Annotated in this window: 9 protein-coding genes and 2 pseudogenes; 4 read left to right on the top strand and 7 right to left on the bottom strand. The window is 52.5% G+C overall.

Annotated elements, in window-relative coordinates; genetic code table 11:
- Positions 1-47: 47 nt before the first annotated feature.
- The 6 genes and pseudogenes from ABGB15_RS05540 to ABGB15_RS05565 form a co-directional block, all read right to left on the bottom strand.
- Positions 48-992, bottom strand: coding sequence for an alpha/beta hydrolase (locus ABGB15_RS05540; protein ID WP_152081949.1), 945 nt, complete (start codon positions 990-992; stop codon positions 48-50).
- Positions 993-1,075: 83 nt separating this feature from the next.
- Positions 1,076-2,305: an esterase family protein gene (locus ABGB15_RS05545; RefSeq protein ID WP_215722660.1), complete on the bottom strand. Its 1,230-nt coding sequence runs from the start codon at positions 2,303-2,305 to the stop codon at positions 1,076-1,078.
- 104 nt (positions 2,306-2,409) lie between these two features.
- Entirely contained in the window at positions 2,410-6,066 is a 3,657-nt protein-coding gene (gene iroC / locus ABGB15_RS05550) for a salmochelin/enterobactin export ABC transporter IroC (RefSeq protein ID WP_215722661.1), read from the bottom strand.
- A 145-nt stretch (positions 6,067-6,211) separates the two neighbouring features.
- Complete coding sequence (gene iroB, locus ABGB15_RS05555; protein WP_215722662.1) at positions 6,212-7,327, bottom strand: salmochelin biosynthesis C-glycosyltransferase IroB; 1,116 nt, start codon at positions 7,325-7,327, stop codon at positions 6,212-6,214.
- 26 nt (positions 7,328-7,353) lie between these two features.
- The gene (locus ABGB15_RS05560; RefSeq protein WP_215722663.1) at positions 7,354-7,602 is read right to left on the bottom strand and encodes a hypothetical protein; all 249 of its coding nucleotides are present in this window, start codon (positions 7,600-7,602) and stop codon (positions 7,354-7,356) included.
- A gap of 329 nt (positions 7,603-7,931) precedes the next feature.
- Positions 7,932-8,018: pseudogene (locus tag ABGB15_RS05565) on the bottom strand (integrase); the annotation flags it as partial.
- Between the two features lie 481 nt (positions 8,019-8,499).
- Between ABGB15_RS05565 and ABGB15_RS05570 the strand changes: the two are divergent.
- The 3 genes from ABGB15_RS05570 (at position 8,500) to ABGB15_RS05580 (ending at position 11,124) form a co-directional block, all read left to right on the top strand.
- Positions 8,500-8,724, top strand: a complete 225-nt coding sequence (locus tag ABGB15_RS05570) for a DUF1272 domain-containing protein (RefSeq protein WP_215722664.1) — start codon at positions 8,500-8,502, stop codon at positions 8,722-8,724.
- Positions 8,725-9,018: 294 nt separating this feature from the next.
- On the top strand, positions 9,019-10,221 hold the full coding sequence (locus ABGB15_RS05575) for an AAA family ATPase (RefSeq protein WP_215722665.1): 1,203 nt from the start codon (positions 9,019-9,021) through the stop codon (positions 10,219-10,221).
- Between the two features lie 3 nt (positions 10,222-10,224).
- Positions 10,225-11,124 (top strand): DUF4435 domain-containing protein, encoded by a 900-nt coding sequence (locus ABGB15_RS05580; RefSeq protein WP_215722666.1) that lies wholly within the window; start codon positions 10,225-10,227, stop codon positions 11,122-11,124.
- 372 nt (positions 11,125-11,496) lie between these two features.
- Here ABGB15_RS05580 and ABGB15_RS05585 read toward each other — a convergent pair.
- Positions 11,497-11,860 (bottom strand): annotated as a pseudogene (locus tag ABGB15_RS05585) (integrase domain-containing protein); the annotation flags it as partial.
- Positions 11,861-11,940: 80 nt separating this feature from the next.
- Here ABGB15_RS05585 and ABGB15_RS05590 point away from each other — a divergent pair.
- Positions 11,941-13,052 (top strand): IS3 family transposase gene (locus ABGB15_RS05590; protein ID WP_215722667.1). Its coding sequence is split into 2 segments (ribosomal slippage): positions 11,941-12,193 and positions 12,193-13,052, totalling 1,113 coding nucleotides; the frame shifts between segments, so codons are not numbered across the junction.
- Positions 13,053-13,136: the final 84 nt, after the last annotated feature.

A 13,136-nucleotide genomic window follows, 5' to 3' on the forward strand; every position in this document is an offset into this window, starting at 1 on the left:
TACAGGTGTACTGCCCGCGTAAAGGCGGGCAGTGTTTAGCGGCTTAATTAATGACAGCCTGCTGTGTTACCTGCGTTTTCACCACTGATATCTAACAGCGCTCCGCGGAAGGAGGCGTTGAACATCGGCCCGTGTCCCAGGTTCGGGAAATCCCAAAAGGCGGCATTGACGCCTTTATCTTCCAGCGTGGCGAGGGTGGCATGAATTTTCGTCAGCACCCCGGCAGCATGCGTTTCCCGGTTATCGCCCGGCGTCGCCGAACCTTCCATTATCGCCAGGCGCTTAGCGCAGTATTGCGACGGCTCAACCGCCGTGATGCGGCTTAGCAGAGCATCATTGCCTCTGCCCAACGACGGGCTGGCGCTGTAGTACGTCCGGAAGTAAGAGGAGGACAGCCAGGAATCCAGCACGAACAGGCCGCCGTAGGAGTGCCCCCACAGGCCGCGGCGCTGCCGATCGATATTCAATCCCTGTTCCACTTTTGGCGCAATACGCGTTTCCAGTAACTGGCGGAAGTCGTTGCTGCCACCACTCTTACGGCTAAAACGCCCGTTGCGGGTATCAGTTTTGCCGCTTTCTGCTGCCGGCGTATAGTCGTAGGCCCTGCCGTTGAGATCGAAGGGGAGGTTGGTCTGATACCCGATAGCCACGATCACCGGCGGTGATTTTTCTGCCAGCTGTTTGAGCAGTTCGTCATTCAGGCGGTCCATAACTGCGTTGCCGTCGAGCATATATAAAATCGGGTAGCCCGATGCCGGTGCGGCTTTATTCGGCACGGCCGTCCATACCCGATAATGGCGGGTGCCATCGGCGGAGTCGAACGGGTTGACGCTGAAATGGTAAAACGCGGAGCCTTTATCGGCGATATTCGGCCCCAGCGGCTGCATATCCGGCTTCGCAAAACCTTGCGCGCTACAGATAAGAGTGAGACCAGAAAGAAGAGAGAAAAGCGCCTTGCGCGGGCGTGTCGGGCGATACTCGCGGGCATACATCTGATGATAATTCCTTTTCCGCAGGTGACATTTTATTTATTCAGGAAGCCTATACAGTTGCCTGAAAGTGTTCGCGGGTCAAGTCAACCCTGCAGTAAACCAAGCCCGTCAATCAATGCGCCGCGCCACCATGCGTAATCGTGACCACCGGTATAAATTGCGCAATGGCTGTCGACGCCAGCGGTAAGCAGCCGCTGATGAAGCTGCTGAACGTGCGGCACCGTCGAACCTTCCAGCGATCCCACGCACAGGCGGATGCGCACGCCCTGCGGCGGGGCCGAAAGCAGATGTTCGCTCACCCATGACGTATCGGTTTCGCTGAACAAGTTTGGTCGGCTGGCACCTTCTGGCGTCCACCACATTGAAGGGGAGTGGCTGAGCGCCAGGCCGAACGTTTCCGGTGCGTGACGAGCGGCCATTAGCGCGCTGACCCCGCCGAGGCTCTGCCCCGCCAGCACGGTGCGCGAACGGTCTGCCCACTGCCGCTGCGGTTGTTCGGCGCGAATCGTCGGCAACAAATGCCCGGCGATATCTTTTATCAGCTCGCTGCGCCCGCCGAGTATCGCAGTGCGCTCGTGTTCATCGATGTTGTCGATGCCCAGTACAGCCATGGGCACGATGCGTCCGTTATTTATGGCGGCGTCAATTGCCGCGCATACGCCAAGGTGATCGAACCAGGTTTCACCATCGGGCAGCACCACCAGACCGAGGGGCTGCGAAACATCAACGTCCGGCAGATAGAGCCGAACCCGGCGCGATTGCCCGGCGATAGTGCGCGCGGAGGTAAGCAATTGCCCGGTGGGTGAGCCGCCGCGCCATTCGGACTGGGCGGGGGCTTTATCAAGCGCCAGCACCGATTCCTGTGCGCCTCCCCGAACGTTGATCCCCGGCGTTTTGTTTAGCGGATCGGCCTGCCCGGCGAGGGTGGCAAAGCGGCCTCCGGACTGTGCAATCGTCTCGGCCGGGGTGCCGGGGGGGATTTCCACCAGCGAATAGGAGCCGCAGTAGCTTGCGGGTAAACGCAGCGTCAGAGTCCAGATATCCGTCGCGGGAAGGGCGGTCATCATCCCTTTTACTACGTGCTCTTTATCCGTCACCCGATTCAGACGCAGATAAACGCCCTGCAGAGGCTGCCGGGCGCGCCACAGAAAGGTCACTTCACGCTCGTCTTCCGCCCCTTCGACCGGCGTCACCAGCGGTACATTCAGCGACTCAGCGTCGCGCCAGAAGTCAGAAAGGTTAGCAATGTGGCCTGCTGCCAGCTGGCTGCGCAGCCTGGCGATAGCAGAGGGATGTTGTTGCATGTTCAGCATTCACTCTCTTTGAAAATTAAGGGTGTCAGTATAAATAGCTAAAGCGGCTATTCCCGGAACAGCCGCTTCAGAGCGTGTTTTTTAATGTCTTACGTGCGCAATAACTATCCCACGATTTCCCCCGTGATGTCGTGCTGGCGATGGGGAACAGCACTGCCGACGCTGTCATGCCATAAGCGGGTATAGAGGCCGCCCGCAGCTAATAGCTGTTCGTGGGTGCCGTATTCCGCAAGCTGCCCCTTATCGATAACGGCAATCAGATCGCAGCGCTGCGCGGTGGTCAGGCGGTGCGCCACAATCAGCGCCGAGTGCTTCCCGGCGTGCGCAACGTCTGTTAACGATGACATCAACCGCTCTTCTGATGTGCGATCCAGACGCGACGTAGCTTCGTCGAGCAGCAGGATGTGAGCATTCGCCAGTTGCGCGCGAGCCAGTGCAATCAGCTGGCGCTGACCTGCGGACAGATCGGCACCGCCGTTATTCACCGGTGTCCGGAATCCCTGCGGCAGATTGCGCACCGTCTCATACAGCCCTGCCCGCTGTGAGGCAATCTCAACGTCGTCATTGGTGCTGGATGGCCGTGAATAACGAATGTTTTCCGCAATATCACCACTAAACAGCGCCACATCCTGATCGACCAGCCCAATCTGGCGACGGTAATCGGCAAGCGAAGCATCATCAATCATCCGATCGCCGATGCTGATCCTACCGTGGGTGGGGGAATACAACCCGGCAATCAGCTTAATCAGCGTTGACTTACCCGCACCGCTGCGACCGACTACCGCGACGACCGTTCCCTCAGGGATCGTCAGGGTAAGTTTGTTCAGCGCCGGTTCAGGACTGTCGGGATAACTGAACGTGACCTCATCAAGATGCAGCGCGCCGGTGGCGGGCGGTGCGGAAGAGGGCTCGACGTTCTCTGTGCCTTCGGTCGCCAGCAGTTCATCGATATGTTTGCCGCTGGCCGTCGCCTGTTGCCAGGCGTCGACAATCCCTGATAACTGCTGAACTGGTCCGTAGAATTGCCCCAGCAGCAGGAAGAAAGCCGCCAGCACCCCGGCGGTCATTTCACCTCCGGCGACCCGCGATGCACCCACCAGCAGAACGGCGGCATAGGAGGCCTCGGTGCAGAAGGTCAGGAACGGGAAATAGACGGCAAGGTATTTTTGCGCACGCACGCGGGTCGCGCGGAAGCGATCCGATAACGCACGCAGCCGGGCGGCCTCCTGTTCCTGCTGACCATGCGATTGCACGACGCGCAAGCCGGAGACTTTCTCCTGCAGGGTGCTGTTGACTTTGCCTATTTCCAGCCGCGCCTGCGCATAAGCAGGGGAGCTGAGGCGGCGATAAATCCAGGTTGCCAGTGCGACCACTGGCACCGCGCTTAATGCCGTCAGCGCCAGGAGCGGGTCGAGCCAGAACATGGCGGCGGCGATAGCGAACATCGTCACCAGACTGGTGGCCGCACCGGCAAGGCCGTTTTGCAGAAAGCGGGCGAGGGAGTCCACATCAACGGTCATGCGGGTCAGACGCGAATCGACATGCTTTTCATGCCAGGGGAGGCCAAGACGCAGCATATGGCCGAAGCTGCGCAAGCGCACCGTATGCTGGACCGACTCCGCCGCTCTGGCGGCGAAGACCGTCTGCAGCGAATAACAGCACCAGCTCACGGCCACCAGGCACAGGGCGAGCAGGGCGCAGAGGCCGATAGTCGACATATCGCCTGCGGCGACGCCGGAGTCAATGCCGCGCTGCAGCAGTATCAGTACCCCGACGCCGGCCGCCGAATCGAGTGCGATCAGCAGGGCGGCGATGACGAACATCCACGCCACGGGCTTCAGCAGCGACGTGACTTTGCGGCCTTTACCGGACAGCGCCTGCTGTACTGCCTTTTCCGGCACGCGGGTCATACGGGCGACAAAGCCTTTATCTCCCTTCTCCGGCGCATCGTCTTGTGCCGCTGGTACGGTTGGCCACAATTCGTTATGTCCACTGTGGGAAGGCGCGAGGAAATCGCCGTCGCCGGTCATCAGCGCACGGAACGCCGGACAGCGCGCTTCAAGTTCTGCCTGGGTTCCGGTATCCACCACCCGGCCCTTATCCAGCACCACAATTCGGCTGGCTAACTGAAGCGTTGAACGGCGTCGGGCAATCACCAGCAGCATATGCTCTTCGTCAGCATAGCGACTCAGCGCGGTGTTGATCTCCGCTTCAGTACCGGCATCGACCGCCGAAGTGGTGTCATCGAGGATCAACACTTCCGGCGCGGTAATGAGCGCCCGCGCCAGCGCGATTCGCTGCCTCTGCCCGCCGGAAAGATTCGTGCCGCGTTCGGTTAACCGGGTATCGAAGCCTTTCGGCAGGGCGTTGATAAAATCGCTGGCTCCTGCTGCCGTCGCCGCGCGGCGAATGTCGTCCGCCGTTGCCTGAGGGTGGCCATAGGCGATATTTTCCGCCACCGTACCGGCAAACAGAAAAGCATCTTCAAACACAACGCCTACCCGACGACGAAGCGCCTCCAGCCTGAGATCGCGGAGGTTCTGTCGGCCTGCGCTGGTGTTGAGCCATATCTCTCCGGCGCTGGGATCGTAAAAACGCGCCAGCAGCATCAGCAGCGTCGATTTCCCGGAACCCGATGCGCCCACCACCGCCACGGTTTCACCGGCGCGCAGGGAAAAGGAGACATCGCTGAGGATGCGTCTGCCGCCACGGTAGTCGAAGCTCATATTCTCCAGTTCCAGCCCGACAACCTGACCGTTAACCGCCTCCGTCCCGTCTTCCATCTGCGAACGGGTGTCGATCAGAGCAAACACTCGCTCCACGGACGCCTGGGTGCGCTGAGCGATAACCAGAAACGATGCCAGTACGCGGGTTGGCCCGGTCAGCATCGCGAGGAAGCTGGCAAACGCCACGAAGGTTCCGAGATCGATCCGCCCGTGCATGACCGACCAGCCGCCGTAGCACAGCAGAACGATTTGCCCGAGCACCGGTAGCGCCAGCATGGTGGCACCTGGCATCGCCTGCGAGATGGCCGCGCCGATGCGTACACGCACCATCTGCCGCGACTGGCGATCCAGCCAGCGCGTTTCACGCAGCTCCGCCACGCAGGATTTCACCACGGAGATCTGCGCCAGCACCTCGCGCATATGTTCGGTGAGATTCGCCAGGCGGTCCGAGGCCAGACCGGTCTGCGCGAAGACCCGACGACGCGCGCGCAGCGCAGTGATCGCCAGGCACGCCAGTACGCACACGACGATGAGCGTCATGGCGGGTGACATCCACAGCATCACGGCAATGCCGGCGATGTAATAAGTGAATACTGCCAGTGGCACCGGACACATCTGCAGCAGGGTATGCACCTGCTGCAGATCGCTGTTGGTCCGGGAAATCACCTGCCCGGTGCGCAGCGCGTCCTGGCCTGCGCCGTCAAGTTTCTGAATACTGTCGAATGCCCGTCCTCGCAGGGTGTGCTGTACCCAGAGCGAGAGCTCCCCGGCATAACCGCGGCGCACGTAGTTACCGATGAAATCAAAAAAGGCGATCAGCAGTAGCCCGCAGGCCAGCCACGGCAGGCGGGCCGGATTGCCCGCCAGCGCGTCGTTCACCGCTTGCCTTGTCAGCAGCGGCGTCAGCGCGGCCAGCAGAATAGTCGATACCGACGCTACCACCACGATGATGCTAAGTTTCTTACGTTCCCAGCACACGCGTGCCAGGCGAACTATCCAGGACCGCGCAGGTGTGGGAGAGTGAGTCGCAGGCATTAAGCCTCCTCCGTCTGTAAAAAATACGATCCGAGCCGGATCGCTCCGCAAAAAAAAAAGCGCCAGCGCGATCCGGTCCCGCATTGTTACGGGTGTATGACTCCTGGATGCGTGCTGGCGTATGATCGTCATGACGGCGTGGTGGCTACCCTTTCTGTACCATCGCGATCAGGCTTTTCGCCACTTCGCTCGGGCAGGGTTGCGCCGCCATTTCCGCCGCTACCTCTTCAGAGGCGTCGCGAAGCGCGCGATTGTCGAGGAAAGCATTGATCATGTTGCTCGACAGGCCGCCGTCGCCGGGGATGATCCCGCAGCCGCGCTCGACAACAACGCGGGCATTTACCGGGCGATCGGCACCCTGGCCGAAGACGATCTGTGGAATACCGGCGTGTAGCGCCGTCAGGGTATTGCCTGCGCCGCCATGATGAATGAAGCCATCTGCGCCGTTCAGGAAGGCACCCATGGGTATCCAGTCGACCAGGCGGACATTTGACGGCAGCGAGCGTAGATCGGACCGCGCATTGGCCGAAAGATGCAGGATGATCTCGGCATCGACTTCACTGGCGGAATCCATCACCCAGGCGATCAGATCAAGGCCGTCGACCATCGGTTTGACGGTGCCGAGACTCACCAGCAGACGTTTACGATCGGGCTTCCTCTCCCACCACGGTTCCCACACCGCGCCGCCGTTGTACGGGACGTACTGCATAGGAATAATGGGTTCGCCGTCGTTTTCCAGAATGCTCATGCTCGGCGGTGTTACGTCGATCCAGGCCATATCGCGCGGTGCGGCCCCGACGCCGTGGCGATGATAGGCGTCCGCGAGCGAACGCGTTACGCCTTTGATATGCCAGGGCGTATGGCCGAAGCCGACGGTTTGCATCACGACCGGGATATCGTATTTGGCCGCAATCAGCGGCCCGATGACTCCGAGCGGAGGGTAGATGATGAGATCGGGCCGCCAGTGTCCGGCAAACTCTACCAGGTGGTCGGCCATCTCTTCGCTAAAGAATGAGAAGTTGCCCATTTTGGTGCCGATGTTACTTTCTTTTCGCTGTGCCTCGCGACGGCGATAGTCGGCTTCGGAATCAAAACCGGGTGCGGCGTCGAACACCACCAGCCCTGCCTCTGCCGCTTTTTGGGCGAATTTTCCTCCGCTGGCGATCAGCACTTCATGGCCGTTAACGCGAAACGCCTGTGCCAGAGACAGCACAGGATACAGCAGCCCATAGAGAGGCGGGCCTACAAACAAAATACGCATGAGAAAATCCCTCTCCGCTTGACGATCTAAATCAGGAAGTCGACGCAGTCATATGCCAGCAGCAGGACGTTAATTTCGTTAAGCCTGCTTTGACAGACGCTGCGCCATTTTTGAGTTTCACCAGCGTTACGGACGGTCCTGTCGGTGACTTTTCCGTGACGTACGCTGGTGAATCGGGTATTCCGTGTCCCGACTTCCATTAACGCTTGCGCGCCGTTGTCCTGTTGAACAGCCCAAACGGCGTCGTGCTGCCACGCCGCGGTGTTCTGACGCATTTGTTGAGTGTGAGACCGGTCAACAAGCCTGGAGCGGTTTGTTTCCTGATACCTCTGTATACCTTGCCAGATAAACCACCAATGCAAATGCTAATGATAATAATTACTAATATCATTTGATGATTGCAACTATAATTAAGCACTTAATGCACAGTGAAACGGTTATAGGAAAAATCGCAGGTGGGTTTCAGGAAAGGGGGGGAACCAGTCTTCCGGATTTAAGCCTGGTGAGCAATTGCAGCAGCAGCGTGCTGAAGTTTCAGTGTGCGTCACCCTGGCAGGGGACTGGGTAACGCAGACTGACCAGACAATCAGTGAAACGTCTGTGGTGCCAGGGGAGCGATTCGCAAAATCAAACCATTACCGTCAAACAAGTTGATTTCGGTGTCAGTGAGTTTCGTGGCGAGCTTTGCCATTAGGGGACCCTCGGTTTTTGGGGCCTTCTTAGTGGGTTCCATTCAGGGGGCCATAAGTGATACTTATCAGCAATTCTCATTGGACGACAATTGACGTAAAAAAGGCTGGCGTCCTTGTAATTGGTGGGGGAGGTGGTTAAGTTTGTTGGATATTTTGATTTTTTGCGCGAAGGGGAAGGCGCAAAAAGAGTGGCGATGATGTTGATATGGAAGGAGTTTTTTTATCTGTTTGATTTTTAATTTGATTGTTGGGAACGGGATTTTCCGTGCTAGTTTAGGCTCTGGTGGACGCTATAGGCTTGTCGTTCGTTTCCGGAAGTGAGCGTTTCTGTCGGATAATTCACTCTCTTGAATTTTCCAGACTGTAGACCATGCTCATCTAATACACGTGAAAAACAATAACGTCATCTATCGCAGAAGGCGATACAGGTAGATGGCCTTTGGTATATCTATGATGTCCCTTTAACAATAAGAGAGTACCATGCTTGAACTTCGTCCTAATTGCGAATGCTGTGATAAAGATCTGCCACCTGAATCAAAAGAGGCATACATCTGTTCATTCGAATGCACATTTTGCGTCGATTGCGTGACCCAACGACTTAATGGCCAGTGTCCGAACTGCGGAGGGGAACTGGTGCGACGTTCAATACGCCCCGAAGCATCCCTCCTGCGACATCCTGCATCCAGTCAGCGTCACTATAAATAGTAGAGATGAAAACTATGTTCGCTCCTTGCTTATAACGGCCTTCGTGCTCCTCCTAGCCGTCCGCTTAGTGCCAAAAGAGGACATCGCTAACATCTACAAAGAACAGTCTGCGGGGAAAAGATTAGAGAGTACGCGCATACTACTCTAAAACAGGCCATAAAGTGAAGATAGTTATAGTGACATTGAATATGGAAGTTGGTTATAATTGGATTTTACAATAGATTGTAGACTCAAAAGGAAGTTAAGAAATTAATTTATGGTTTAGTTTTAATATTTAAATTAGGAGTGTAGCGTATGAGTAAAATAAAGACTATTTTTATAGAGAAAATGTGGGGTTATAAAAACGTCCACCTAGAATTAAATGAGTCCATTAACTTTTTAATAGGAGTTAACGGTTCAGGTAAAACTACAATAATAAATATTATTAGCAATGCACTTTCTGTTGATGTTGGGCAGTTGCTGGCGATGCCATTTAGTGAATTAGCAATTCTATTTACAGAAGGAGAAATGATTAGGGTCGAAAAAACAAGCAAGACTAATGTGATTTTTTTTATTAGTTTCAAGGACAATGTATTTACATTCAATCTAGAGGATGATGAGTATAATTTCGCCATGGACCAAAAGATAGATGAGGCGAAGTCTATAATTTCTAAGTTTTCAATGATTGACTTTTTGCCACTATCCCGAACCGGGAGAAAAGAATATGAACACGATCCTTTTTCTGACTCACCGTCCGACCCAGTAAATAATAAACTAGACATAATAAAAAATGAACTCGTCAATAGGTTCTCCAGACAGTCAAAGATTTATAACAAAATTGCTAGCAACTTCCAAAGAGATATATTTAATAAGTTACTGGAGATTCCTGGAGAAGATGAGCTTAAATTTTATAATAACTACTCCAACTTAGATAAAGAAGAGGCTTCCCTTCGTGAAATATCTAACTTTATGTCTCCACAAAAAGAGGGGGTTACCAACAAAAGATTAGAAAATTATTTTCATAAATTACGCGGCGTTATGTCTAGCTTTGAAAGGAAAGAGCATAATTTTTCAGTGACAGATCTAGGGATAATATTTAATGCTTGGAGGACCAGTTCATTAATCGCAGATTACGAAAGCCTTAAAAAGAAAAAGGATGATATTTTTAGAAGCCAAAATGAATTCTTTGAAGTATTCAAGCTCTTTTTTCCTAAAGAAAAAGAGATAATACTGTCAAACCAAAATGACTTGGTAATGAAAACTAAAAATGGTCATATTATCTTGAATGAACTTTCATCAGGCGAGAAGCAGATGATAATTTTACTTGGTCAGATTTATCTAAGTGAAAATAAACCAATTCTATATATTGCCGATGAACCTGAAGTATCACTGCATGTAAAGTGGCAAGATAAAATAGTTGATGCTCTTTTGACTATCAATCCTAGAGCTCAGTTTTTATTAGCAACCCATTCTCCTGATGTTATTGGGAGAAGAAGAGATTTTGCGTTAAAGGTATAGAACATGGAAGATGATTTCATTTCAAGAACACCAAATGGATTATTTGCCGAAGCAACGGTCAGAGATGTTAATTTCATTTTCCATATTGAAGGTAAAGGTGACAGCAAAGACATCACTAAACTTCCAGACTATATCTATTATGACTCAATTATATCTAACTTCTTTGATGGGAAATATGAGATAAAAGTTGAAGGAGGAAAAACAGCCCTGCAATCCATGGTGGAGAACTTATCGACCTTATCAGATAGAGATTCCCATATCATTTTCATGGATAGAGACCATGACGAAATGATATCAAATGGTTTATTTAATGATGATTTCGTTTTTTATACCTTAGGATATAGTTATGAAAATGATTTTTGGACAAGTAAAATACTGAAGAAAGTATTAACCTCTCTTTTGGCGGAAAACCCAATAGTTGATGTATTTATAATTGATTGGAAAAAATTAGAAAAAAAGATAGCCTTCATTCATAAGTTTAACCTCCTGTCGAAAGTTAATGGTCAACAAATTTTCAAATTCAAGGGGTTGTGTGGAGTCATATTTGAATACAAGAATGGCTCTTTTATTGTTGATTCTGAATGTCTTTTACGGTTAAAGAGCATATGGGATGGATTTGGTGTGCGTTTTACGCCACAAACAAGAAAGACCAATAAGTTACTTAAAAAAAAATTCTACTCGCATCCGGGATACTTAATCCAGGGGCATGCGTATGAGTCTTATGCACTAGAAGCCATCCATCAATTAAACAATTCCTGCCAATTATTTGAGCAGAATATAAAGAGCTTTTCTATTTATAAGAATATTGCTTTTTCTCATTTTCGTTCATCTCCACGTTGCTACATGTCTACTTCAACTATCGATTATTACGAAAAAATATTTTCCAATATCCAGCAAGTCTAAAATTAAATATACTCGGCCCTTTTTTAAGGGCTGTTTTTCCACATAAAACGTTTATGTTATTTTCGAACTGAATTGCCCTAATCTATATTAATATTATACATTTGCAGTTGAGGCATAAGGTCCGCTTTTTGCTCAGGAGGTTGTGTGAAAACGTTAGTGATTACATAACCGGCCAGGAATAGAGCCGAAAAATGCCCTTCTTACGTAAAATTTGACGTTGTTGACCAGTCGATCGATTCCAGATTTTGCATAGCCTCACGCATTTCGGTTTTTGGTTAGGGTTTTCACACAGACTGCGCTCTTAAAGGACGTTCCTATTCTGTGATAGCAATTCCAGCCAGAGTTGGTTAAAATCCGGTCATCCCAGAGTATTTATTTACCATGCCTGCAAACCTGCTCAATATACCTCCCGCGACCATCCCCATGCCCTAGATCCGTGGATGTTACTGCCAGCGCCCAGGCATAGCGCAGGGAGTGAGGGGGAGTATTCCCCCGTCAGCCCGGCATCGCGGAGATGGTTGTGCCAGTAGTCCATCGCTGATTTCAGATCCGGTTTGTCAATCAGATGCCCGTCACGCTCCCCGGCAATCTCAAGTGCCGCTTTCACCGCCTGGCGTACCGCTTCCCGGTCCGTCACCTGCGTCATGCGCGGTCGTCCGCCTTTGGTGTCAAAGATCACCGACAGACGTTCAGCCCCTTTTTCCAGCTGTTTATCCCAGGTTTTCAGCGACTGGCAGTGTAAGCATCCCTGCAAACCGAACCATTCACTTTTAGAGATCTTCCGACATACTGATTATGTCCCCTGAGGAGATCGTCATGCGTAAAGCCCGATTCACTGAACACCAGATCATTGCCGTTCTGAAGTCCGTCGAAACCGGACGTACCGTCAAGGATGTCTGCCGTGAAGCCGGTATCTCTGAAGCCTCGTACTACAACTGGAAAGCAAAATATGGCGGTATGGAAGCCTCTGATATCAAAAAGATGAAAGACCTGGAGGATGAAAACCGACGCCTCAAACAGATGTTTGCTGATCTCAGCCTTGAGTGCCGGGCACTTAAAGACGTCATCGAAAAAAAACTTTAAAACCAGCGATAAAGCGTGAACTCGTCAGCTATCTGACGGCGCAATTTGCCATGAGTTTACGCCAGGCTTGCAGGACGTTATCGCTGAGCAGGACGGTGTATTTTTATCAGCCTGATACCCGGCGTGATGAACCGGTGATCCACGCGCTGGCTGAGCTGGCAGAACGCTATCCGCGCTACGGTTTTAAGAAGCTGTTCCATCTGCTGCGCAGGCAGGGCAATACCTGGAACCATAAACGCGTTCACCGAATTTACTGCCTGCTGAAACTGAATTTTCGTCGTAAGGGAAAACAGCGGCTGCCGGTGCGTAATCCAGCACCACTGGCTACGCCGCAAGCGTTAAACCAGAGCTGGTCCATCGATTTTATGCACGATGCGCTGGTCTGCGGCAGACGCTTCCGGACCTTCAATGTGGTGGATGATTTTAACCGTGAAGCGCTGGCGATAGAAATCGATCTGAATATCCCGGCTCAGCGAGTCGTCCGGCTGCTGGACAGGATCGTGGTAAACCGCGGCTACCCGTTGAAGATGCGGATGGATAACGGGCCAGAACTGGTCTCGCTGGCGCTGGCACAATGGGCCGAAGAACATGGCGTGCAGCTCGAATTTATTAAGCCGGGTAAGCCTACACAAAATGCTTTTATCGAACGGTTCAACCGGACATATCGGACAGAAATCCTGGATTTTTATCTATTCAGAACACTGAATGAAGCACGGGAAATTACAGAGCGCTGGCTGATGGAATATAACAACGAGCGGCCTCATGAATCCCTGAACAACCTGACGCCGGAAGAGTACCGGCTGATGGCTGAAAAACCGGAACTCTCAAAAAGTGCGTGGAACTAAAGCTGGGATGCTTACAAATGGCGAGGGTTCCCTTTTAAGGGGTCCGCTATTGTTCTTGATGAAACATAGATTAAAAATTTTTAT

This window comes from Enterobacter sp. MALB-1 (genome assembly GCF_041021625.1).
GTDB classification, from domain to species: domain Bacteria; phylum Pseudomonadota; class Gammaproteobacteria; order Enterobacterales; family Enterobacteriaceae; genus Enterobacter; species Enterobacter oligotrophicus.

Excerpts from the sequence above, each read along its gene's own strand:
- ABGB15_RS05545 (WP_215722660.1), bottom strand. The coding sequence starts at position 2,305 with ATGCTGAACATGCAACAACATCCCTCTGCTATCGCCAGGCTGCGCAGC.
- ABGB15_RS05575 (WP_215722665.1), top strand. The coding sequence starts at position 9,019 with ATGAGTAAAATAAAGACTATTTTTATAGAGAAAATGTGGGGTTATAAA.
- ABGB15_RS05570 (WP_215722664.1), top strand. The coding sequence starts at position 8,500 with ATGCTTGAACTTCGTCCTAATTGCGAATGCTGTGATAAAGATCTGCCA.
- iroB (WP_215722662.1), bottom strand. The coding sequence starts at position 7,327 with ATGCGTATTTTGTTTGTAGGCCCGCCTCTCTATGGGCTGCTGTATCCT.
- iroC (WP_215722661.1), bottom strand. The coding sequence starts at position 6,066 with ATGCCTGCGACTCACTCTCCCACACCTGCGCGGTCCTGGATAGTTCGC.
- ABGB15_RS05560 (WP_215722663.1), bottom strand. The coding sequence starts at position 7,602 with ATGCGTCAGAACACCGCGGCGTGGCAGCACGACGCCGTTTGGGCTGTT.
- ABGB15_RS05580 (WP_215722666.1), top strand. The coding sequence starts at position 10,225 with ATGGAAGATGATTTCATTTCAAGAACACCAAATGGATTATTTGCCGAA.
- ABGB15_RS05540 (WP_152081949.1), bottom strand. The coding sequence starts at position 992 with ATGTATGCCCGCGAGTATCGCCCGACACGCCCGCGCAAGGCGCTTTTC.